The organism is Planococcus dechangensis (genome assembly GCF_042654465.1).
GTDB lineage: Bacteria > Bacillota > Bacilli > Bacillales_A > Planococcaceae > Planococcus > Planococcus dechangensis.
In genome coordinates this window covers 225,972-249,813 of the sequence record NZ_JBHSGL010000015.1, presented here as the reverse complement: position 1 = coordinate 249,813, position 23,842 = coordinate 225,972, and the positions used below count along the sequence as shown (strand labels likewise).

Below are 23,842 nucleotides of genomic sequence, written 5' to 3'. Positions count from 1 at the left end.
AAACTCCTTCTGCACGAGAGGCCAATTTCCTTTATTTTTCATCACTCATTATTATAGAGGCGTTCAAAATGAGCGATAGAAAACCGCCATCCCAAAAGGAATGACGGTTCTTTCCGTGACTCACGGCAAAGTGAAGACTTATTTCTCTTCCAAAAAGCCATTTTCCACAAGCCAATCATAAGCAACGACCGATACGCTCTGCCCTTCGACATCAACGTAATAGTTCAGTTCCCTCATGATTTCGCTATTCAAATTTTCAGCCAAACGGGCCGTAATTTCTTCGATTTCTGGATATTCATCAAAGACTTCCTGGTTGATCGACACCGCTGCACGATATGGCGGGAAAAACTGTTTATCATCTTCCAATACGACAAGATCATAGCTTCTGATTGTCGCGTCTGTTTCAAAGGCTACCGACACATCCACCTGCCCATTATCCAATGAGCGCTGCGTCAAACCGATATCCATTTGATTCACTTGCGGCGAACCGAACCCAAAACCATAAGTCTCTTCAACGCCCGGCAAGCCATCTGAACGATTGGCAAACTCGGCATCCGAAGCCATTGACAGCTCTCCAGGATTGTCATTGATATAAGCAGCGAGATCACTGATCGATACAATTCCGAGTTCTTGCGCCTGCTCACTCGTCATGGCCAGCGCATACGTATTGTTGACTTCCGACATATTCATCCAATGGATGCCGTTCTCCCGGTCGAGTTCTTTCACTTTTTCATAAGCCTCTTCAGGGTCAGCGATGGAGTCTTCGCCCATATACGTGATGAGTGCAGTTCCTGTATATTCCCACATCATGTCCACTTGGCCATTGACGAGAGCAGAGCGCACCACGCTGCTGCCGAGGTTGTTCATTTGGTTGACTTTGAATCCTTCTTCAACTAATAAGAAAGCAGTCATCTCTGACAATAAATATTGTTCCGTAAAATTTTTGCCCCCAACCGTCACTTCTTTTCCTGCCACGCCTGAACAGGCCGACAAGATCAAGGAAATGACCAGCAGAGGGATGAGTTTGAGTGAGTTATTCACAAATTCCGATACCTCCTATTCTCTGGCGCTAAGCTTTCTCGATGCGCCTTGATCCTTTTGGCACGACTGCATATTCCACTTTGCGCAGGATATAATCGGCCAAAATCGCCAATAGCGTCACCGGGATGGCTCCGGAAATGAGGAAGCCGTTATCGAACAAATTGATGCCAGTAAAGATCCAAACGCCAAGCCCTCCTGCCCCAACGACATAAGCCAAAGCCGCTGTCCCGATATTCAAGACGACAGCCGTCCGGATGCCGGCAAGAATCGAGTAGGCCGAGTTCGGGAGCTCGATGCGGAAGAGAATCTGGTGCGGCTTCATGCCCATCCCTTTTGCCGCATCGATCATGTTCTTATCGATCGAGTCGATGCCTGCTACGGTGTTTCTAAAGATTGGCAAAATCGAATAAATGAACAGCGCAAACACTGCGGTTTGAAAACCGATGCCTAAAATACTGATCATTAACGCCAACACTGCCAGACTCGGAATCGTTTGCCCTAAATTGGCGATATTGGAAAAAATCCATTCCGCTCTTTTGAATTTCGGGCGCGTGATGAGGATACCCGCCGGAACTGCGATTAAAATCGCCAGCAATGAAGAAACCAGCACCAAGACAATATGCTGCCTCAATAACACTAAAAATGTTTCACTTTGCGTGAAGATATAGTCAAAATAATTATTGGTGATCGCCCAGATAAAGAATGCGGCGACCAATGCATATAGCGAGTATCTGACAATATCGCCTATCAACTTTTTACGTTTCACCGGATCACCCTTCCTGGGATGCGGATACTTTCCCTTTAATTTCAAAATGTAAATATTTTTGGACCAAATCGATCGTGATGGTCCCGATATTTTCATCGTTGTCATCTTTGACGATGACTTGGTCCGCTTCCTGGTTCATGAGCATCGACAAAGTATTGCGCAAATCCTGATGGACATTGATCGTCTTGGTATCTTGGATCGTCTCATCCACAGGGCCCAAGCCGATGATTTCCCGCAAGTTTTCTACCGTATGCAAGCTCAAGCTTTTGATGGCGCGGTCTTTGCCGAAAAATTGGGAGACGAATTCATTTTTCGGATGCGCCAGCATTTCTGAAGGCGTATCGAATTGCATGATTTTCCCGTCGCGCAGCAAGACGATTTTGTCCGCCATTTTAATCGCTTCATCGATATCGTGACTGACGAAGAGAATGGTTTTTTTCACTTCGCGCTGGATCTGTAAAAACTCATCCTGGATCTTTTCGCGGATGATCGGATCAAGCGCACCGAACGGCTCATCCATCAGCATGACCGGTGGATCGGCCGCCAGTGCACGCACCACGCCGATTCGCTGCTGCTGGCCGCCAGACAATTCGTGCGGATAGCGCTTGCCATAGTCGCCTGCATCCAAACCGCTCAGCTTCATCAAGTACTCGAAGCGTTCGCGCTTGTCTTTTTTGTTCCACCCCAAAAGGTCCGGAACGAGCATGACGTTTTCTTCGATTGTCATGTTAGGGAACAGGCCATTGCTTTGGATGACATAACCAATTTTCCGTCTCAATTCGATCGGGTCCAAATCCTTGGAGTTTTCACCGTTAATGATGATTTCGCCCTGTGAGATGGATTCGAGCCGGTTGACCATTCGCAACAGTGTCGTTTTTCCGCAGCCGGATGGGCCGAGCAGCACGACGATTTTTCCTTGTTCCACCGTGAAATCGACGTCCTCAATCGCGATGACATCTTCTCCGAACTTTTTTGTTACATGGTTAAATGAAATCATAGACTCACCTCTCTGCAATTAATTCGCTAATGCTTTTTTCGTAAAACGCTTTTGAATCAACAACAGAATCGAATCTGCAATGATCGCCAAAATCGCCACAGCGATAGAACCGCTGATAATCATGTAATTGTCGTTTCGGCTGATTCCTTGTGTAATCAAAACACCCAGTCCGCCCGCACCGATGTAAGCCGCGATGACCGCGATGCCGATATTCATGACAACCGCCGTGCGGACACCCGCCATGATGACAGGCAATGCATTCGGAATCTCGACACGCAACAGGCGCTGATGCGTTTTCATGCCCATGCCGATTGCCGCGTCGCGCATTTCCGGATTGACGTTCTTGATGCCCGCATATGTATTACGGATAATCGGCAACTGTGAATACAAAACGAGCGCCACAAAAGCAGGCACAAAGCCGATTCCTTGGTTGATAATAGAAAAGATCGGAATCATGACCCCAAAAAGCGCAATGCTCGGAATCGTTAATGTAATGGAAGCAATTTGAAGAACTGTGTCAGCAAGGTATTGGTTCGTGGTCAAATAGATGCCGAGCGGAATGCCAATCAATAACGCAACGACAATCGCCAAGGATACCAATATGGCATGGTCAATCGTCAACTCTAAAATACGAGACGCGTTCACTTCAAGAAATCGAGTCCAATTTCCCATTAAAACACCTCCCTTCATTGGTCAAAAAAATACTAACTAAACTCGAGCAATGCTCGATTGCTCGTGCCAACATAACTTCCAACTTGTTGAGGAAATTCACGGATTCCATCATCGAAAACCCTTGAAAATTAAGCGTTCCATGATGTACGACAGTTACTTACAAAAAAATACTCACTTTACTAGGATAACATGTATGGATCTTCAAAAACGGCTCCGCCTGATACATATAAACTATATGACAGTAATTTGCTTATTAAATCGGAATTATTTGTGTTTAAAGCGAGTCATAAAAAGGACGCTGGACAGCTGATCCAAAGGTTAGCCCAATTCCCCCCAACCATAGGCATTCAAGCACTCAGCCGTTTTGCCCGCAGCTTTTTCCCGTTTCATAATAATGAATAACATAATGACTCAGAACTTTTGCGAAAAATATATAAAAAAAAGCAAACCTTTAAGAAAACTAAAGGTTTGCTTGCTTGTTTTTTACTGCTTACGCCGATTTTATGATCAGCCATTGTGGTTTTTTTCCGCTTGCTCTTCGGCCTGTTGCACATAATTTACAATGGCCCGGTAATAGTTTTTGTCGGAAAAGCGCTGGCGGTCAGCAACAATGTAAAATTCCTTTTTGGCCCGTGTCACTGCGACATTCAGTAAATTCGGTTTTGCGCACGACCAATCGGCTGCCGCGTCGCTGTCCGCATCCGTTCCGGCTACGAAATAGACAACTTCCGCTTCTTGCCCTTGAAAGCTGTGGACCGTGCCGATGGATTGCTTGATCCACTCATCGATTTTATCAGGTTCGATGGATAATGATTCCAGTTTGCTGCGGACAATCGTTTTCAAGCCTTCTCGGACGGCAGTGAAAGGCGTGATGATAAAAACATCCGGCTCTTGCTGTTCATCCGACCATTTATCCGCGATCAACCCAGCAACCAACTCGCCTTGCTCTTCGATATAATGACGGTTGATGGCTGTTCCTTTATAATCATGCCATCCGACTTTTCCGGATCCCGTTTTCGCTAAAACCATTTTATCGTCATAACCGATTTCATTGGAGATGGAGAACATCGGGTCAAGGCAGCGGCGATGCACCCAAAGCGGTGTACCCATCCAGCCTCCATCCTTTTTCCACGTGCCGTTCGGATTGGCACGATCCGCCAGCAATTGGATAGAAGCCCCCTGCCCCATGAAGATGTCATCCAGCTGAAAATGCTTGCGGATGTCCGCCATTATGGTCTCATCTATCGTCACTTCGGGTTCAATTTGGACAGGATCCCCGACGATGATAGCTTTACGCGACCTCCACAAGGCGCCTGCAGCTTGTTGCGGGCTTGCTTGCCCGCCTTCGTCGATAAACAAGTATTGGATAAAATCCATACCCACACCGCGATACATAGACGCCATGCTTGCGAAAGTTGTGCCAATTACCGGAGTAACTAAATGAATCATATTCCACATATTCCTCAAACAGCGGACATGTTTATCGTCGTCTATATCCAGTTTTTCTCTCGATTTCAGTAAACTGAGCGCTGCCGCGATCGCTTCATGGTTGAATGCCAAAAAGATCTTATGCAACTCCATAGCTTTCAAAAATAATAAGCCCCGTTCGAAATTCAGTTCATCGGTCAGCCAAATCGTCTTTTGCTGCCGCTCCCGATAAGCGTACACGCCGGATTGCCAATAGTCTTCAGTCGGCAGCACCAAACCTTGCCGCTCATAGTCTTTTAATTGCTCTGAAAAGACAAGCTGTTGCTGCTCCAACTGTTCGATGGCGTGCTCGGTTTCTTTATGCGGGTTGTTTTCATGCTGTTGTTTCAGTTTCGCCAACTGCGCACGGTCCGCTTCAAATCCACTGAACTCCTCAGCTAGGAGTTGCAACTTCGCTTTTTTCTCTTCTATATCAGCATGCATCCCCTGAAATTCCTGCACCAGCTGCTGCCAGTCTTTTTCACCATTACCAGCCGCAAGCTGTTCTAATTGTTCTGTAAGGCCATCGGATTCGTCGTCTTTTCCTTCTAGCACCTCGGTAAATTTATCGATCTGTTCACTTTCACCAAGCGCGCAAGAAAATAAGCCCCATGCCTCTTCCTCCGTATCCAACAAGCGCTCGGCAATATCGGGGAAATGGGCAAGTCGGGCAGCTGTTTTTGCATAGATTTCTTCGTATTGCGCATGACTGCTTTGCTTTCGGTCGTCTGAAGAACGGATGGCTTCTGTTTTTTGCGGCAGTTCTTTTGCAATGTTCTCAACGGCCGCTTGCTTGCTCGACGCGACCACCATGGAAAAACCCGTCAATGCTTCGTCCAACAAAAAGACCGGCAACGAAGAAGACGCCCCGTCTAAATCGAGCTCGTTCTCGATTGTGAAAGCTTGGGTCGGATGTTCGAATGTGGCCATTTTCAATGACCGCTGGACGACGACATTGGCGAAAATTTCTTTCAGCAAGGTCGTTTTGCCGGTTCCCGGCGGCCCATTGACCGAATCGATCAGCTGTCCGTTATTGAGGATTTGGTTGACCGCGACTTGCTGCATCAAGGACAGACGGTGCTCTACCGGCGAGAACCATCTGCCAGCCGGTAGAAATTTCGGCTGCAATGCGTGCTCGATGTATTGACGGTTTTCATCAATATTCGTTTTCATATCAGCGCCTTCAATATACTGACGGATGGTGTCGTTTTCGCCCTGATCTAAAATCAGCTGCAGATCCTCTAAATAAGGACTGTTGTAGTTTGCTTTATTGTGCAAACCATCAATTTCCTGAATATCGGTTTTGATGTAAAAATCAGCTGTCGGCTCCAATTCACCAAAAAACTTGCTGAAAGCTTGCTTGGATTTCTGCAAGGATTGTTCATTGATGCCTTTTTCAAGTTCCTGCTCGGCCTGCTGTTTAAACGGTTCCAGATGGGACGCGTATTCATCGGCAAGTGAATTATACTCCACTGTTTCCTCGGCTTTCAGTTTGTTGATCAAATACATGACGAAGGGAACGAATAAGGAATCTTGGATATATCGGCCGCTGCTGTCGACTGAAAAATTAAAGCCGAACAGCAGTGATGAGTCCTCGTTTATACTTTCTTCGCTGCTTTTGAAATGCAGACGCAAAAACCGTGTCAGCTCACTTTGCCTAAAGCAATTCATATAATAATGGGATTGTGTCCTATAAGTGCTCTCGTCGCTCAGTTGCACACCTTGCCACTGATGGCCCTCGATGACAGCCGATTCGACTTCAGGCCGGTCTTGCCCATCCTTCAACAAAGACGGCTCTATCTTAATCCCACGGTCAGGGACGTGGCTGGGAGTAGCAGACTCCAATAAATGCCAAGCTTTTATCACAGCGTTCGCTTTCTTTGCATCCATGTTTTCTCTCCTCTTTGCGTTATAGCTTATCTTGATGATACCACGTGAATGAACCGTATTTTTGCGAGAAGAGCATAAAATCGAGTTTTGCCGGCAGGTCAGTTCCCGATGCGCAGCGCATTGCCTTTATTCTGCAGCACCGCGAGTATGCTGAGCGCTGCGAGCAGACTTGTCTTCGGATTGGCCGGCATCGGATTGTTTTCGACTTGCAGCTGCATCTTGCCAAAGTCACCGTAGGCTTCAATCGTATGTGTATTGCGCATAACCGCTGGGTCGACGATGATGCGCACGGTCGTTTTCTCCACGCCGATTCCAGCAAGTGCCAGCACTAAGGCGACATTGATATTCCTCGGGAACTTCTCGACGGCATCAATAGCCATACCATCGAACAGCACTTGCTCTTCGTCTGTTTCCATGCCGAGCGAAGCAGGTGATTTTCTCGTCGTAATCCCGACGCGCTCCAAACCACCGATCGCTTTCGCCGATTGCAAAATATCGAGTCCGCCAATGGCACCGGATGGCAGGAAGATTTGAGTGCCGTTCGCCTTTGCCACAGTTTGAAGTTCATCTAGCAAAGCGGCATCCTTGAATACGCCGATGCTGCTGACGATCAGGTCTTTTTTTTGTATGGCGACATCTTTTAAAAACAAGGCTGCCGCTTCCACTGTCACCGCTTCCACAACTGTATCGACCGGCGTTGCCAGAAACTCTTGCAGATCCGTATAAAACTCAATGCCAAACCGCTCTTTCAAACGTGTGCCCACCGCGACATTGCGGCCGAAGACGGCGCTGATCCGCCCTTCTGCCATACGTTTGGCATTCACTTGCTCAAGCAGGTAAGCCGCAATATTGCCGGTTCCAATAATCCCGATATTCATGAGCTTTCTCCTCCGTCCCTAAATGGCCTTATCTACCTTTACCCGCAAATAGAAAAATGCCACCTTCGAAATCAATCAATTTCGAAGGTGGTATCTTCTTCGTTATAAGAGTTGCTCTGAATCATTTACGAAGCCGACCAGATATCTTTTGCAAAACGGCCGGATTGCTCAAGTTCCTCTAGCCAAGCAAGCGCTTGTTCGCGCCCGGCTCCGCGAAGTGCCTGATAGCTGCGTACCAGGGTTTCCTCCACGGCTGGCGCCATTTTGCCGCCATCACCGCAAATGTATAAATGCCCTCCTTGTTCGAGAAGCTCCAAGATTTCTGGCGCATTCTGTTCCATCAAGTGCTGCACGTAGACTTTCTCCTCCTGCTGTCTGGAGAAGGCGCTATGGAGCGAGATGATGCCTTGCTCCTCAGCATATTTCAGTTCTTCCTCGTACAAGAAGTCCTGCTGAGCATGACGACACCCGAAATACAGCTGCGCAGTGCCGAGTTCGGCCCCTTGTTCTTTCAACACGCGCCGTGCCTGGATAAAGCCTCGGAAAGGAGCGATGCCGGTGCCAGGCCCGACCATGACGAGCGGCGTTTCGGTGGTTTCCGGTAATTGGAAGGCCGTCTGCGGCGTCCGGATAAAGCAGGCGATTTTATCGCCCGCTTCACGCTGTGCCAAATAATTGGAAGCGACGCCCTCGTATTCACCTGTTCCGCTCCACGCCGCGCTTTTCACGACACTGACCGTGATGCTCGCATGTTTCGATGCACGCGGAGAACTGGAAATGGAGTAATAACGGGCTTTCAAGGCCGGCAACAAAGACAAAAAGCTTTCAAACTCCATTTCGCACGACGCAAAACGCTCAAGCAATTCGAGCATCGTCAAGCGCTTCGCGAGCACTTCCCGTTTATACGTTTCATCCTCCACCAATTGTTCGAGTTCTTGTTTATGCGGCGGGCATGGATTGCATTTTGCGAGTTCGCGGAGTTGCGCGCGCGTCGCCGGTTCCTGCAATTCCACATAGCTTGTGAGCAGCTGGGCGAGCTGGACAGGCTGGCCGGTCGGTAAATGGTTCGCCCCGCCGGAACTCCCATCGAGAATCACATGCTCGTCTCCTTTTAAGTTAAAGCGTTTCAATACTCTGTCTATCAGCTCTGAAGAATTTTCAGGCAGCACACCGAGATGGTCGCCTTCTTGATACGACGCCCCTTTAGGTAACTGGATCTCAATATGGCGGGTGCTGCGTTCTGAGGTCTTCAATAGTTCGTCATTGCCGACGACCATTGCAGTGAACGCATCGTACGCTCGGGCTACCGGCGTGTGGCTGACACCGCTGATGAATTCCATCGACAACCGGTTTCTTGCTGGTGTATTCATTTCAAGATCAAGCTCGAACCGTTCAGCCAGTGCAGCCCATAGGGATTGCTGCCATTTTTCAAGCTCTCCGTCAAAGTCTTCACTGGCATCGCCTTCACCACGTCTGATAAGTCGCGATGCGCCGCTTGCCGACAGTTGATCATCGACAATGCTCGGCACGCGCTGATAGGTGGTGGCCCAGTTGCGGTCGCCGCAGCCGAAGACACTGTATGTAACCCCTGTTAGGTCAGCGTCAGTTGACAGCCAGTCCATAAAGCGCACAGCATTGTCCGGTGGGTTGCCGTTATAGGAGGCCGATACGATGACTACCGCCCCTTCAGTCGGCAAGTTGCCCGCATAGTCATCCAACGCGGCGGCTTTCGCGTCAAAGCCTTTGAAGCGTGCCGTTTCCGAAAGCTCACGCGCGACGCCTTGTGCTGTTCCGAGATTGGATCCGTAAAGCACCAAAAGTGGTGTGCCGTGTGAATCGATGGATTGCTGCTCTGCCGGTGCGTCTTCTTGTTCTTCCACTGCAGGCGCTTGGAACATCTGCAGTTTTCTTCTCGGTTTCACTTTCATCGTCAACCCGTCCGGTTTGAAGGTCAAAGTTTCTTTGACGTCCAGTTGATAATCGGTATGGTCGACCAGTTCGAAATGCTGCAGCACCATGCCAAGCACGAGTACTGCTTCGTGAAGCGCGAATTGCTGCCCGATGCATGCGCGCTGGCCGTTGCCAAACGGTTTGTATGCATGATACGGAATTTTCGAGATGTCTTCAAAACGCTCCGGCCGAAAACTTTCTGCATCTTGTCCCCAGACGCTCGTATCACGGTGCAGTTCGGGAATCAACAAAGTAAAGGCTTCGCCTTCTTCTACCGCATATTGTCCGGCAAGCGTCGTGTCTTGTTTTGCATAAACGGAAAATGCCGGCGCAGTCGGCCATAGGCGCAGTGCTTCATTCAAGACCATACGCACGTATTTCAATTGCTTTACTTGCTTGAAAGAAGGCGTCGCCTCACCGAGCACTTCGTCCACTTCGGCATAGGCTTTCGCTAATTTTTCCGGATGCTTCAAGAGATAGTGAATTGCGAACGACAGCAAGCCGCTCGTCGTTTCGTGCCCTGCAATCAAGAACGTGATGATCTGGAAGCGGATGTTCTCGTCATCCAAGGAGTCACCGGTTTCCGGGTCTTTGCCTTTTAGCATATGCGCCAGCAAGTCATCCTCGCCTTGGTCTCCTGCAAGTTTGCGTTCTTCGATCAATTGGTCAACCAAATTGAACATATAGTCGATGTCTTCTTTGAATTGCTGCTTCGAACGCAGCATCAGCTTGTCTTGAATGCCGAGGCGTTGCGTCTGGCTCATCGATTCATCCAAAGCCCGCACCATTTTTTCGATGAACGGATGGGAATCTTCCCGGTAAAAGCTGTTAAAGCGGTAATTAAAACCGCATAATCCGATCGTATCGAGCGTCAAGCGCGTCATATCATCCGGCACATCGATTTCCTCGTTCGGATTGAGCCGCGCCCATTTCTGGACCAATTGCGAAGCAAGGTCGATCATTTTCTCGTGATAACCTTTCATTGCCTGCTGGCTGAAGCTCGGCAACAAGATATTATGGGCTTTCTTCCAGTTCGGTTCTTCGGTTCCGCTCGTGAACAAGCCGTCTCCGCCAAATGCACGGACTTTTTGGAGAGCCGGCCCGATCTTTTTATCAAAGCGCGTTTCGTCACAAATTTCGGCAGCTAACTCCGCGCTCGACACGAACGTACTAGTGCGTCCTGGAAAATGGAATTGATAAATCGGGCCGAGTTCACGGGCCTGCTTCATGAACGACTGCACCGGTTTTTCTTTATCGATCAAGGGCAAATTCCCCAGCGGGCCATACGATTTCGGTTGTGGCAGATTTTTTGTATCAATCAATGATAAGCACCTCTTTTATAGATTTCAGCATAGGAATGAATATTCATTCCTATTAGATCAGAAAAAAACTGGCATCATCGTTATGGATGACGCACAGCATCCCAGCAGCTGTTTTCCACTCCTGCCAATAATTCTTCAGACGCTTCAAGTTCGCCTGCGCGGATCAATTGGTATAGCTGAAGAAAACCGCCAAAAATAATGGCAATCAGCGCCTTGGAAGGAAGCTCCCTAATCTGTTTTTCCTTTTTGCCTTCATCGAAGAAATTCTCGAGAATCATCAATAAATGGCTGAATTGATCCCGGCTGTTAGCATCAAGAAAATAAGCAGATGTATGGGTTTTAATAAAATACAAAGCATGATCATGCTCGTTCGTAAAACGAATCATCCCCTGGAATAAATGATGGAATTGCTCTCGAATGTCCGATTCCGCCGGATAGTCTTTTTCCAGTGTCTCTTTAAATAAGCTTACATAATGTTGGAACATAGTATTCACGAGCACTTCTTTATTAGAAAAATAACGATAAATCGTCCCTGCCCCTACCTTCGCGTCAGTAGCAATCATCGGGATTGTCGTGGCATCAAATCCGCGCTCGGCAAATAAGGTCAACGCGCTTTGGATGATATCCTCGCGTTTAGTAGTGGATGTCGGCATCTGGAAAAATTCCTCCTTCGGTTGCGGAATGAACATTCATTCTCCGACAGTCTACTCCACATATTCTTGAAAATCAATCATTTATACATATAGATTATGCGCAGTGCTCCGTTATCATAAATGAAACAATCTGGCACATTGAATGTATCGCCTACTATCCACTTAACGGTAAAATCATTCGTGTCGAAGTATTCCATCAAGCAATTTGACTAGCAAACCAAACAACAAGCAAGCGGACGAAACGCTTCATTGAACATAAAAAAGCTGCCCCGAAAAGTCAGTTTCATGACTTTTCGGAGCAGCTGTTTTCTTAATTCAACTGTGGGTTTATTTCTTCGGCAAAACAGCTTTAGGCGAAACCAGTCCTTTGTCGACCAGCTCCTCCCAAAAAGCGGCCGGAATAGTAGCTTCAAATGCAGCCAAGTCTTCCTTGATGCGGTCTGGTCTTGTCGAACCGGTCACCACGGCTTTGACCGCAGGATGCGCGCTTGAGAATTGCAGCGCAGCATCTTTCAAATGAACGCCGTGATTTTGTGCGACATCGTTAAAGCGTGCAACACGCTCCTTGATTTCGGGTGTGATTTCCTGATAATCGAAATGATCGCCGCCGAGCAAAGCGCCTGAGTTGAATGCCGAGCCGATGACCAGCCCGCCGCCCTTTTCTTGTGCAAGCGGCATCATGCGCTCGAGTGCGCGCTCGTGTTGGAGCAATGTATATTGCGTCGCGGACAAACTCAAATCGGGATGTGCCTGTTCCAGTTCAAGCGCGACTTCGATCGGTGTCGTCGTGTTGACGCCAAGTCCCCATGCTTTGATGACGCCCTCATCTCTCAAGCGGTCAAGCACTCTGAATGCCCCGTGACGCGCTTCATCAAACTTGGTGATCCACTCGTCTCCGAGAAAGTCAGGGGAAATATCATGGACAAAAACCATATCCAACCGGTCCGTCTTCAAGCGCTTCAAGCTGTCTTCAATCGAACGCAGCGTGCCGTCCTCTGTATAATTCGTCTCGATTTTATTTTGGCGGCCGAATTCAAACAGCCCCTCTTTTTCTTCCTTTTCATCGAGTACGATGCGGCCGACTTTAGAGCTCAATAAATATTCGTCGCGGTCATAAGAAGACAGGATCTCACCGAGGCGCAGCTCCGCAAGCCCCGCCCCGTAAAACGGCGCCGTGTCGAAATAACGGATTCCTTCATTCCATGCCGACTCGATCGTCGCCATCGCCTCTTGTTCCGGAACGTCTCTGAACATATTGCCAAGCGGCGCAGTCCCAAGGCCAAGTTTATGTTTAATTGTGAGTTCATTTTTCATCATTGGACACCTCTTTATATAATTGATTGAATATACATGTGTCTACCCGCTCTAAACGCATTTAAACGATAGCCCCAAACTGGCCTTTGCCAAACGAAAAAGCCCAGTTCCTCAATAGGAACTGGGCTTTCCAGAGTGTTGAATAAGTAGAAAATCTTCTATGATTCCATAATAGAGATACTTTTACTACATTAAAAATCAATGAAGTATCCTAGTGTTTGGAGAAGCGTTTGCTCGACTCCTGCGGGAATAGCGGGTTTGAGAGACCCCGCAGGAACGAAGTGACGAGGAGGCTCGATTCCCGCCCGCGGAAAGCGAGCGATAAGCTTCGGAAAATATGACTGCTTCACTTTCTCGACAGCCTGAAAAGCCCAGTTCCTCAATAGGAACTGGGCTTTCATATTTTATTATATGTGCTTCTCTACTTATAGTATAACCCGGCTAAAAAAATTTTACAGACTACTTTTTCTAAAATCGTTGTCCTATACTACTAATACATACCAAATGGAAAAACAGGAGGCAGAGTGCAATGGACGATAAAAAAGATGTATTAGACCTTGGCCCTTTCTTCCACGGAACAAAAGCCGGCTTGAACATCGGCGAACTTTTGCAAGCCCAAAATCTATCCAACTTCCAGGACAAAAAATCCAATTACATCTATTTCACTGCATCACTCGACGCGGCGAAATGGGGCGCGGAACTGGCTGCCGGCGATGCACAAGAGCGGATTTATATTGTCGAACCGACGGGAGAGTTTGAAAACGATCCGAACTTGACCGATAAACGCTTCCCTGGAAATCCGACACGCTCCTACCGCTCCAAATCCCCTTTGAAGATCGTCGCGGAACTCGCATCTTGGGAACGCCATTCCGAAGAGCAAATCAACCATATGCTCGCTTCGTTAAAAGAGCTGCGGGCACAGGGAAAAGCGCTCATCATCGATTGACTATCGAGGATAATGTCTTAGCCCTACTCGTCATTGCCTTGTCACAGCATATGTCCAATGATTTGATAAAGCGCGACACCCAAGCCTAACAAGCTCGCTTTCATTTTGACGGAATGGTATTTATCGGGACGGCGCAAATAGAAAAACATTAAGATGAACCCGACCGGAAGCCATAACTGGAATTCGGAATCTGTTGAATGATAGGAGAATACAGGAATAATGTACGCACTGACCAAAAAATAAATAAAAACGGTAAACCTGCGCGTTTCCAACTCCTTGCTCCATTTGACCAATAAGTAAATAATGACAATCGCCGCAATCGTAATGTGCAATTCAGGCAGCGTAAGTGTTCCATTTCCAATATTGAATTCCATTTTGTCTCACTCGCTTTTTATAAGAATTATGTAGCATTGCATCTGGTAAAATTCGCCACTCTTGTATCTTTCTCCTTTATTGAAAAAACCGCCCAGCAATTGGGCGGTTTTTTTGTACGTGCTAATTTACTCACTTCGATCCCGAATCGATTGCAGGCTTGACTCGGGATGCGAGATCAGGCTGTGCGGAGTCGGGTTCTGAGGCAGCTTTTTTCGACCAGATCGTTGCTAGGATCGGCCCTGAAATATTATGCCAAATCGCGCCCCAGACGCTCGGGAGTGCGGCTAGCGGGCTAAAGTGGGCCGTTGCCAGCGCCACACCCAATCCGGAATTTTGCATCCCCACTTCAAGTGAAATGGCACGGCGGTCTGTTTCGTTGAGTCCCATCGCCATGGCCGTGACATAACCGAGCATCAAGCCAAAGCCATTGTGCAAGAATACCGCGAAGAACACGATAAAACCGGAACTGATGACGTTTTGCCCATTGGCCGCCGTCACTGCCGAAACGATGATCAAAATTGCAACAACTGAAATGAGTGGCACAACGGAGATGCTTTTCGCGACCGCCTTCGGAAAAATCTTCTGGACGAGTATGCCGAGTGCGATCGGGATGATGATCACTTGAATGATCGAAACGAACATCGACAGCGGATCGACCGGCAGCCATTGGCCTGCCAAAAGCAACAGTAAAAACGGCGTCATGATTGGTGCCATCAAAGTAGACAGCGAGGTCATCGCTACTGACAGCGCGAGGTTTCCTTTTGCGAGATACACCATGACATTCGAGGCAGTACCTCCTGGAACGCACCCGAGCAGCACGAGTCCTGCAGCAAGTTCAGGCGGCAAGTTCAGCACATACGCGATGGCGAATGCCGCAAGCGGCATGACCAAAAATTGTGCAGCGACCCCGATGATGACAGGCAGCGGGCTCTTAAGAATGATTTTGAAGTCTACGGGTTTGAGCGTCAAGCCCATGCCGAACATCACGACACCGAGCAGGATTGTTATATATGCACCGAATCCGATAAACGCTTCCGGCAGCAAAAAAGCGAGCAATGCGGCGATAATGACCCAAACAGCGAAATATTTTCCAGCGAAGGCGCTTAGAGATTGCAGTAGTTTCATTGGATCGCCTCCTTGTTATCCACTTGGATATTTTTCCCTGGGTTCAGCAGGTTTTGCGGATCCAACGCTGCTTTAATCTTCTCCATGACATCCAGTGCGGCACCGTGTTCTTGCTTTTGATATTTCTGTTTGCCGATGCCGACACCATGTTCACCGGTGCAGGTGCCGCCGCGTTCGAGTGCGTAAACAACGATGCGTTCGTTGAATTCCTGGGCCTTGGCGACTTCCCCTTCGTCATTCATGTCCATCATGATGAGGGCGTGGAAATTGCCGTCGCCGACATGGCCGACGATGCCGCCCGGCAGCCCGAGCGCTTGCAAGTTTTCGCGCGCATGGTTGACCGCCCCTGCAAGTTCCGAAATCGGCAAACAGACATCCGTCACCATCAGTTTTTTGCCAGGGTATCCGTGGATATACGCATACGCCAAAGTGTGGCGCGCTTCCCATAGCTGGTTGCGTGCGGCTGTGTCGGTTTCAAAAGCGATTTCTTCGCACGCATGCCCTTGGACGATTTCTTCCATGAATTCGACATCTTGCTTGAGTCCGGCTTCGTTGCCGTGGAACTCCAAAAACAATGTCGGTTTTTCCAAGTAAGCTGTCTCATTGTAGAGGTTCACTTGTTTCATCGATTGCTCATCAACAAGTTCGACGCGGGCAATCGGGATGCCCGCCTGTAAAATTGATACGACCGCTTCCACCGCATCTTTCACTGAAGCGAATGAGGCACGGGCTGCAGTGATGAATTCAGGAATGCCATATACTCTCAGCGTCATTTCGGTAAAACAGCCAAGCGTTCCTTCAGATCCGACAAACAAGCCGTTTAAATGAAGGCCGGAAGAAGATTTTGCGGCTTTGTTGCCAGTATGGATAACCGTGCCGTCCGCCATGACCACTTCCAAATCACGCACTTGGTCACGCATGACCCCGTATTTCACAGAAGTCGTGCCGCTGGCGTTCGTCGCCGCCATGCCGCCCAGTGTGGCATCCGCCCCGGGATCGACTGTGAAAAACAAGCCGTGCTTTTTCAATTCTTTATTGAGCTGTGTCCGGGTGACACCTGGCTGCACAGTAACCAAAAAATCCTCCGCATCGATATCGAGCACCTTGCTCATCAAGGAGAAGTCGACGGTGATGCCGCCGCTTTTCGGGATGACATGGCCTTCCAAACTCGATCCGAGACCGAACGGCACGACCGGGACCTTATATTGCTGCGACACTTTCATGATCGCCGACACTTGTTGTGTGGTTTCGGGAAATACGACAATATCAGGCAGTTCCATTTGGTGGTAGGATTCATCCTTGCCATGCAATTCCTTGATCGTTTCGTTGATGGTGATTTGTTCCGGTTTTAAATGGTCTTTCAATGCCTGTAGCACTGTTTCTTGATTATCCATTGCCATGCTGACTCGCTCCTTTTTGAATGAGTTCATTGCTGTATTTTTCGTATTCGATCAAATTGGTCCTACCAATTATCCCAATTATACATAATTATCTGAAAAATACAATGTGTATTTTCAGACATTTCAGAGTCTCTTCGGTATGATAAAGGAAAATCTTAAAATACAAATAAGGGGAGAATGTTGTGTTATTGAATCCGAAAAAACGCACCTATGAATTAGTCGTCGAACAGATCCAAACACTATGCTTGGAGAACAATCTGCCCCCCGGCGGCCGCCTCCCTTCTGAACGAGATTTAGCGAGTTTATTCGGCGTCAGCCGCAATTCCGTCCGTGAAGCTTTGAAAGGGCTGGAAAGCAAAGGCTTCCTCGAAATCCGCCAAGGCGGCGGCAGCTTTCTTGCCCAGACCAAGCACGATATGCTCGGCAATGAACTCGGCACACACATTGACGCGGCGGATATCCAAGCTATCGACGATATGCTTGAACTACGCAGGGCATTCGAAGTCGAAGCCGCATCGCTCGCAGCACAGCGGGCGACTCCTGACAACTTGCAGGCGATCCGTGATGTGCTTGAGCAAATGGCTTTGGCAGCGAACGACCCCGAACTCGGCGTCCAGGCCGATGTCGATTTTCATCTGCAAGTCGCCAATGCCACCAAAAACCAATTATTGATCGATTTGATGGAGACACTCGCCAAACGGCTGGAAGAAAATATCCGCGCTACGAGACACCACCGCTTTACGGACGCTACGCGCCATCAGGATACGTATAAAGAACATGAAGAAATCTATTTGGCGATCGAAAGCCGCAATAGCGAATTGGCCAAGAAATTGATGGGTGAGCATATTTCACGGATACGGCATGAGCTGTATAAATCCATTTGACTTCATCACAGATAAACGCGTAGAGAAACGGATCCGTTTCTCTACGCGTTTTTTCCACCAAACTTTTCTGATTCCTTACCTACTCGCTCACTTGACCAGTTTTTCGTTGTCGGCATCTCCCGCAACTTCGATGCCGGTTTCTTCTTTGACGAAGAAGAACGATTTAAACACCAGCGCGGCAATTGCTGCCCCAATCAGCGGAGCAACAATGAATACCCATAGTTGCGCTAACGCATCGCCGCCGGCAAAAACAGCTGGAGACAAGCTTCGCGCCGGATTGACGGACGTGCCGGTGAGCGGAATGCCGATCAAGTGGACGAGCGTCAGCGTCAAACCGATCACCAGCCCGCCCATATGGGAAGTAGCCTTGCTCGATGTCACACCGAGTATAGCCAAAACAAAAATGAAAGTCAGCACCACTTCTACGACAAAAGCTCCGGGCAAATTCAAGCCAACCGCGCTCAACTCCCCGTATCCGTTCGCGCCAAAACCTTCTAGGGTGGTTGAACTAGCAACGAGAAAAGCGAGAAACGCCGTACCCGCAAATGCCCCGACGATTTGCGCTGCGACATATCCGCCGAATTCCTTCGCACTTAAATTGCCGGACATCCACACGGCGAGTGAAACGGCCGGATTGACATGGCAGCCTGAAATGTGCCCGATGGCGTAAGCGCCTGCAACAATTGCTAAACCGAATGCCAACGCAATCGCCAGAACCCCTAAAAAGCCGCTATCCGTTCCACCTGTATAGCCGCCCAAAACGACGGCTGTCCCAGTACCGAGAAATACTAAAATAAAAGTCCCGATAAACTCTGCTAAATATTTCTTCATTTCGATTTCCCCTTTTTCGGAATGTTTTATCAACTACTAAAGAAAATTGCCCGAAATTTCAAAAATATTCAAAACACTGCAATCCATGCACCATGCATTCCTCGCCACTACAATATCCTCCTGTCGACCCCCTCCTTTTCGGCCGCCTTGTCAGTCCATAGCCCAAACTATTTTGGTTTCTTCATGCCATCAATCGCTGCGCCAATAACGAGGCCAACTCCGGTCCCTGCACCAGCCCAAATCAGATTTCCCGTAAGAATCAAACCCAAAACTGCGCCAATTGCTGTGCCGAATACTAAACCTAATCCGGCAAATGGTATTTTGGAGTAATCGCGGTTGCCATTATCCATGGCGGTCATCTCCCTAAAATCTTAAATTCCATTGCTCAAATCCCGCTTTGCGCTGATGTGGAATGACCGATCATCGACAAATAAAGCCGGCCCGAAAATCATGGCTATGACTTACAGACCGGCTTTTTCCTCACTCGCTTTCACTGATGTCTTTCAAGTTCTGCAAAGTCTGCTCTATTGAATTGCTCATCAGCTTTTTGATATATAGCTTATTGGCTACTTTTCCTAAGATGCTGCCAGGCAGTTCGTAATTCATTTCAAAATGAATTTCTGTACCGCCGTTTGTCGGCACATATGTCCACGTTTGGTTTGCGTCGAATGCACCCGTGATAAGGGCCCGCCAAATATAGCCATCTTCCAACGGCGCATTCTCTACGACCAGTACGTGCAATTCCAACGATCTGCCGAAAAAGTAGTACTTCAAATTCATGCTTGTCCCTTTACCGCCTGTTCCGAGCAGATTTTCAGCTTCGGATAAACCGGCATACCATTGATACCAGTGGACCGGATTCGTAGCAAATTGGTGGACTTCCTCTACCCGGCGGTCGATGAAAACAGTCTTCTGCAAATTCCACATTTCGGCATCCTCCCCTTGCCTTAAAGTAATTTCATCGTTTCAGACAACAGCAAACACACACAAAACAACTCACCTGCCGATAAAATCCCCTGTCGCTGCAATCCTCAATGCAACTGTCCACATCTAGTTGCTGTTCTCAACTTCTTCGACAATAATGGAAAGAACCCTTTAAATAAACTGATTATTCTGACTCTACAGCTTTTTATGGTAAAATCAGTATGGTCGAACATTCAGCAAAACTGTACTTTGGACTATTCTTTATCCACAGCCTCGTTTATTTTGCCTTTGTTGCGTAAAGTCAAAATAACGACGACGGTGATTAGACCGCCGATCAGCCCCATGATCATGTCGATCATCGTATCATCCGGGTCACGGCCTTGCGCGGTGAAACTGAATAACTTATCGCCTGCAAACTCCAGTAACTCCCATACGGCAGCTGCCGCCAAAGAAAAAGACAGCATATACAGCGCAATAAACGAATTCGGGAGATTGGCCGCTCCCCCGTTGCGCAGCAAACGCCTCAAGATGATCCAGCTGGCATAACCGATCCAAATGCCGGAAAAGACATGGAGAAAATCATCGAAATGATCGATCCGGTAACCGCCGCCGAACGTGCCGATGACGACCGAAAAGAACACGAAAATATAGACAATGCTGGCGAAAATCGCCGGCAGTGGATAATCGAAGCGCCTTTGCACGAGGGCAATGACCACCAGTACCGCAACCGTTAAAAGGCCCATGAATACTTTCGTGCCATTGCCTTGTACATACATTATATAAATGCCCGCCAGCAAGGACATCTGCACCGACCACCAAACAATCCGCTCCAAAGCAATCGCCCGTTTGTTCTGCAAGGATTCCATGTTCACCCTTCCTTCCGCCGTGGCTTATTGTAGTACATATTCAACAAACTTCGAAAATAGCCTGTCACCCGGTGTAAAGCTTTTTATATTTCGTTAGCAGAAAGGAGCAGCCCGCTATGAAAACATTGGTGAAAGTGTTGATCATCATAGCCGCCATCATCCTGGTCGGTGTGATTATCGTATTGGTCATCAGCTACAATTCAGATCCTGCCCGACAGGAGGTACTCGAAGAACAGACTTTCGATGGACAAATCGAAGACATGGAGATTACCGTGGAAAATGCCCGCGTGGATTTGGTGCCGAGCGAGGACGACACTGCACGCCTCGTGTTGTCAGGAAATAGCGACGACTTTACGCTAACGACCGATCTGTCAGGCGGGCGCTTGATCGTCGACGTCAAAGACCGCTCCCAGTTCCTCAATTTCGATTTTAACCGTACCTACTCGCTGCAAGTTTCTGTACCGGAAAACGGACTGGATTCGCTGACTGTAGAAAGCGATAACGGCACCATACAGGCGCGAGATATTGAAGCCGCTGAACTGTCGCTCGAGGCAAATAATGGACGCATTGATTTGGAATCGGTCAATAGCGAAACGGTCAATGTCGAAACCGATAACGGCGCCGTCGACATCACTGAGATGGAAGCCAATATGGCTATCCGTTCTTCGAATGGCCGCATCATTTTCAACAATGTATCGGGCGAACTGCAAGCACGTGCGAACAACGGCCGCATCGAGTTGAGCACCGAGACACTCGATTTCCCTGTCAATTTTGAAACCAATAACGGACGCATCGAAATCCGCACGGACAGTGAGCCGTCTAATGCCCGCATCCGAGCACGCGTCGATAATGGCAGCATCAATGTGTACGGCCGTGAAAACGAAGAGTCCGTTTTCGGCGATGGCAATGTGCTGATTCATCTCGAGTCGAACAATGGCCGCATCGTGGTGGAATGACGCTATAGAAAATAGGAAAGCCTCCACTGGAATCAATCGATTCCGGTAGAGGCTTTTGGCATGATTATATTATTTTGTTATTCCAAAACAACTGCGCTTACTGGAATATATGAGCAGCTACATTCTTTTCTATCGCTTACCCGCTTTATCGCGCTTAACGATTTTATCGCTCACTTGCTGGCCGCTCAATGTCACCATCGGCATGCCGCCGCCTGGGTTGACGGTGCCCCCGACAAAATACAGGTTGTCGTACAGCTCGCTTTGTTTTTTGTGCTTAAAGCCGCCGTTTTGCTTTTTGTCAGATACGGTGCCGTAAATCGCGCCGCGGTCCGAGCCGTAGATGCGCTCGATATCATGCGGCGTCCAGACGTCACGCGTTACGATATTGTCACGCAGCCCGTCGAGTCCCATGCGCTCGAGCTTGTCGAGCACAAGCTCCTCGAATGCGCGGTAGTCTTCCGGCGTGAACGGGTTGTCTTGGATATACGGGATATGCGGCAAAATCTTGATGTTCTCGTGGCCGTCCGGCGCTTGCGTCGGGTCGGTTTTATTGACGTTGACAAGGTAGATGGTCGGATCATCCGGCAGCTCGTGGCGATTGAATACTTTTTCCATCTGCTCTTCCAAATTATCCGAGAAAAAGAAATTGTGATGGTTCAACTGCGGATAGCTTTTCTTGACACCGAGATGCAATACGAGGCCTGATCCTGCCGGCTCATACTTTTTCTCGAGCTTGTCGACAAATTCGTGCTCCGCCTTGACCATCTTTTTATAAAATGGAATGACTTCCATATTCGAGACGTAATAATCGGCCGTCTGGAACGAACCGTCTTCAAGTTCTACGCCCGTGATCTTGCCTTCTTCACTTGTCAGCGCACGGATGACGCCCATGCCGGTGTGGATGTTGACGCCTTCTTCCCGTGCCAGACGCTCCATGCCTTCCGCCAGTTTGTGCATTCCGCCCGGTACGTACCAGCAACCTTGTGCATGCTGCATGTAAATCATCATATTGAGTACGGCAGGTGCGCTGTACGGGGACGATCCGACGTATTTAACGAAATACGCCAGCATATCACGCAAATGCGGATTGCTGATGCGCTTGGAGATCCCGCTATACATCGTCGACGTCAAATCAAAACCGATCAATGTAGACAAGATACCGTTTTGTGCGACTGCCTCTCTCGGCGACTCGAAGCCTTCTTTCAAATAGCTATGCTCGGTCGTCTTGTAAATGCGGCGCGAGTATTTCAACAGCGCGTAATATTCCTTCATGTCCTGTTTGGAAAGCGCCGGGTTCGCCCGTTCCATCAAATCCAGGTCGTGGTACAAGTCGATCGTCGTGCCGTCCGGAAAGAACGAACGCCATTCCCGGTCGAGCCGCTGCATCGGAATGTAGTCGAGCATGTTCTTGCCGCTGGTGATGAACAATTTATCGAAAATATGCGGCATCGTCAAAATTGACGGTCCGAGGTCAAAGCCGAAGCCGTCTTGTTCCAAGCGATTTACTTTTCCGCCGATATGGCTGTTTTTCTCATATAAAGAAACCGAGTAGCCTTGCTGCGCCAATGAAATCGCCGCTGACAAACCGCCAAGGCCTCCCCCGATTACGATTACGGATTTTGCTTTGTCCATGTACGTACCGCCTTTCATCCCCTAAGTTTGTTTAATTTATCCATTCTATAAAAGTCCTTTGATAGCCTTCTGCAGAACTTTGCCATAACCCTCTTATCTTTCTATAATACTTGAAACCCTATTATGTATAGCTTTTGTATAATCATTATACACATTGTTTTTTTGAAAGCGAAATTGTACCACTTTCCAGGACGAATTTTCTAACTGCCAGCTGCGCAATGGCATAGAAAGAATCGACCAATAATCAGCTATTCCTTCATGTTCTGTTAGATTTTGAAACAGTATCTTACATAAAAGATTTTTGGCTAGTGCTGCATGCAAAAAAGCCTCTTCACTAAAGATGAGGCTTTTCTTATAAGCTCATTTTTTCCGGCGTCTCCAGATTGCATATCCGGTAAACACCATCGCGAGAAGCAGGCCGGTGCCGTAGAACTCCATTTTGTATTCATCAAAAAGCATCAGGAAGCGGTCGTAATTGCCATTCAAGTAATCACCCAAATACAAAATCGCCAAACACCATGGGAAGATGCCTGCAAACGTAAGAAGCAAATATTTCAGCAAGCTGACACCGCTGCTTCCCGCCAAGTAGGAAATATAGTTCCCGATCCCGAATGGACGTGACAACGCGATGCTCCATATGCCGTAGCGGTTGAAGATGCGGCCCGCCTTATCCAGCCCTTTGCGGATGTTCGGCCGGATTAAATGCTCCAGTTTGTTGCCGATAAAATAAGGAATCAGGCTCGCGACGCTATAGATGGCGGCCATGATGGCGGCAACCCCCGCCATTCCGGCAATGCTCATGTTCAATAGGCCGCCATAGGCGAGAACGACTACAATGCCCGGAAACGGCACAGATGCTCCTTCCAAAAAAATAGCCGTAAACAAACCGAAAAGCCCCAATTTTTCCAAGAACCCGAAAAGCCATTCAATGGCCAGTTGGATGTCCATTCCGC

At 48.4% G+C, this 23,842-nt stretch carries 21 protein-coding genes; 3 read left to right on the top strand and 18 right to left on the bottom strand.

The window, feature by feature from the left end; all coding sequences use genetic code 11:
• Positions 1 to 138: 138 nt before the first annotated feature.
• From ACFO5U_RS15495 to ACFO5U_RS15455, 9 genes are all read right to left on the bottom strand, one after another.
• The gene (locus ACFO5U_RS15495; RefSeq protein ID WP_377279988.1) at positions 139 to 1,041 is read right to left on the bottom strand and encodes a glycine betaine ABC transporter substrate-binding protein; all 903 of its coding nucleotides are present in this window, start codon (positions 1,039 to 1,041) and stop codon (positions 139 to 141) included.
• A gap of 28 nt (positions 1,042 to 1,069) precedes the next feature.
• The gene (locus ACFO5U_RS15490; protein WP_377279987.1) at positions 1,070 to 1,807 is read right to left on the bottom strand and encodes an ABC transporter permease; all 738 of its coding nucleotides are present in this window, start codon (positions 1,805 to 1,807) and stop codon (positions 1,070 to 1,072) included.
• Positions 1,808 to 1,811: 4 nt separating this feature from the next.
• Complete coding sequence (locus ACFO5U_RS15485) at positions 1,812 to 2,804, bottom strand: ABC transporter ATP-binding protein (protein WP_377279986.1); 993 nt, start codon at positions 2,802 to 2,804, stop codon at positions 1,812 to 1,814.
• Between the two features lie 18 nt (positions 2,805 to 2,822).
• Entirely contained in the window at positions 2,823 to 3,476 is a 654-nt protein-coding gene (locus ACFO5U_RS15480; RefSeq protein ID WP_377279985.1) for an ABC transporter permease, read from the bottom strand.
• A gap of 507 nt (positions 3,477 to 3,983) precedes the next feature.
• Positions 3,984 to 6,833: a DEAD/DEAH box helicase gene (locus ACFO5U_RS15475; RefSeq protein WP_377279984.1), complete on the bottom strand. Its 2,850-nt coding sequence runs from the start codon at positions 6,831 to 6,833 to the stop codon at positions 3,984 to 3,986.
• A gap of 98 nt (positions 6,834 to 6,931) precedes the next feature.
• A complete protein-coding gene (nadX, locus tag ACFO5U_RS15470) occupies positions 6,932 to 7,711 on the bottom strand; it encodes an aspartate dehydrogenase (RefSeq protein WP_377279983.1) in 780 nt (259 codons plus the stop codon).
• 125 nt (positions 7,712 to 7,836) lie between these two features.
• The gene (locus ACFO5U_RS15465; RefSeq protein ID WP_377279982.1) at positions 7,837 to 10,983 is read right to left on the bottom strand and encodes a bifunctional cytochrome P450/NADPH--P450 reductase; all 3,147 of its coding nucleotides are present in this window, start codon (positions 10,981 to 10,983) and stop codon (positions 7,837 to 7,839) included.
• A gap of 80 nt (positions 10,984 to 11,063) precedes the next feature.
• On the bottom strand, positions 11,064 to 11,636 hold the full coding sequence (locus tag ACFO5U_RS15460; RefSeq protein WP_377279981.1) for a TetR/AcrR family transcriptional regulator: 573 nt from the start codon (positions 11,634 to 11,636) through the stop codon (positions 11,064 to 11,066).
• A 327-nt stretch (positions 11,637 to 11,963) separates the two neighbouring features.
• Positions 11,964 to 12,953, bottom strand: a complete 990-nt coding sequence (locus ACFO5U_RS15455) for an aldo/keto reductase (RefSeq protein ID WP_377279980.1) — start codon at positions 12,951 to 12,953, stop codon at positions 11,964 to 11,966.
• A 526-nt stretch (positions 12,954 to 13,479) separates the two neighbouring features.
• Here ACFO5U_RS15455 and arr point away from each other — a divergent pair.
• Positions 13,480 to 13,896: an NAD(+)--rifampin ADP-ribosyltransferase gene (gene arr, locus ACFO5U_RS15450; RefSeq protein WP_377279979.1), complete on the top strand. Its 417-nt coding sequence runs from the start codon at positions 13,480 to 13,482 to the stop codon at positions 13,894 to 13,896.
• Between the two features lie 41 nt (positions 13,897 to 13,937).
• On the opposite strand, the gene ACFO5U_RS15445 is transcribed toward arr, so the two are convergent.
• The 3 genes from ACFO5U_RS15445 to ACFO5U_RS15435 all read right to left on the bottom strand — a co-directional run bounded on the left by ACFO5U_RS15445 (position 13,938) and on the right by ACFO5U_RS15435 (position 16,796).
• Positions 13,938 to 14,270, bottom strand: a complete 333-nt coding sequence (locus ACFO5U_RS15445; RefSeq protein WP_377279978.1) for a hypothetical protein — start codon at positions 14,268 to 14,270, stop codon at positions 13,938 to 13,940.
• A 130-nt stretch (positions 14,271 to 14,400) separates the two neighbouring features.
• Positions 14,401 to 15,396, bottom strand: a complete 996-nt coding sequence (locus ACFO5U_RS15440; RefSeq protein WP_377279977.1) for a bile acid:sodium symporter family protein — start codon at positions 15,394 to 15,396, stop codon at positions 14,401 to 14,403.
• A complete protein-coding gene (locus tag ACFO5U_RS15435) occupies positions 15,393 to 16,796 on the bottom strand; it encodes an FAD-binding oxidoreductase (protein WP_377279976.1) in 1,404 nt (467 codons plus the stop codon). Before ACFO5U_RS15435 ends, ACFO5U_RS15440 begins: the two co-directional genes overlap by 4 nt.
• A gap of 182 nt (positions 16,797 to 16,978) precedes the next feature.
• Between ACFO5U_RS15435 and ACFO5U_RS15430 the strand changes: the two genes are divergently transcribed.
• The gene (locus ACFO5U_RS15430) at positions 16,979 to 17,680 is read left to right on the top strand and encodes a FadR/GntR family transcriptional regulator (RefSeq protein ID WP_377279975.1); all 702 of its coding nucleotides are present in this window, start codon (positions 16,979 to 16,981) and stop codon (positions 17,678 to 17,680) included.
• Positions 17,681 to 17,767: 87 nt separating this feature from the next.
• Here ACFO5U_RS15430 and ACFO5U_RS15425 read toward each other — a convergent pair whose 3' ends face one another.
• From ACFO5U_RS15425 to ACFO5U_RS15410, 4 genes are all read right to left on the bottom strand, one after another.
• On the bottom strand, positions 17,768 to 18,511 hold the full coding sequence (locus tag ACFO5U_RS15425; RefSeq protein WP_377279974.1) for an aquaporin: 744 nt from the start codon (positions 18,509 to 18,511) through the stop codon (positions 17,768 to 17,770).
• A gap of 167 nt (positions 18,512 to 18,678) precedes the next feature.
• Positions 18,679 to 18,861 carry a hypothetical protein gene (locus ACFO5U_RS15420; protein WP_377279973.1) on the bottom strand — a complete coding sequence of 61 codons (183 nt, stop codon included), beginning with the start codon at positions 18,859 to 18,861 and terminating at the stop codon, positions 18,679 to 18,681.
• Between the two features lie 130 nt (positions 18,862 to 18,991).
• Positions 18,992 to 19,438 carry an SRPBCC family protein gene (locus ACFO5U_RS15415; protein WP_377279972.1) on the bottom strand — a complete coding sequence of 149 codons (447 nt, stop codon included), beginning with the start codon at positions 19,436 to 19,438 and terminating at the stop codon, positions 18,992 to 18,994.
• A gap of 251 nt (positions 19,439 to 19,689) precedes the next feature.
• Positions 19,690 to 20,301, bottom strand: a complete 612-nt coding sequence (locus tag ACFO5U_RS15410; RefSeq protein ID WP_377279971.1) for a DUF2238 domain-containing protein — start codon at positions 20,299 to 20,301, stop codon at positions 19,690 to 19,692.
• 116 nt (positions 20,302 to 20,417) lie between these two features.
• Between ACFO5U_RS15410 and ACFO5U_RS15405 the strand changes: the two genes are divergently transcribed.
• Positions 20,418 to 21,257, top strand: a complete 840-nt coding sequence (locus tag ACFO5U_RS15405) for a DUF4097 family beta strand repeat-containing protein (protein WP_377279970.1) — start codon at positions 20,418 to 20,420, stop codon at positions 21,255 to 21,257.
• A 129-nt stretch (positions 21,258 to 21,386) separates the two neighbouring features.
• Here the strand turns inward: ACFO5U_RS15405 and ACFO5U_RS15400 are convergent, their stop codons facing one another.
• Together ACFO5U_RS15400 and ACFO5U_RS15395 are read right to left on the bottom strand one after the other, a co-directional pair.
• Positions 21,387 to 22,889, bottom strand: a complete 1,503-nt coding sequence (locus ACFO5U_RS15400; protein ID WP_377279969.1) for a phytoene desaturase family protein — start codon at positions 22,887 to 22,889, stop codon at positions 21,387 to 21,389.
• Between the two features lie 360 nt (positions 22,890 to 23,249).
• A complete protein-coding gene (locus ACFO5U_RS15395) occupies positions 23,250 to 23,837 on the bottom strand; it encodes a DedA family protein (RefSeq protein ID WP_377279968.1) in 588 nt (195 codons plus the stop codon).
• Positions 23,838 to 23,842: the final 5 nt, after the last annotated feature.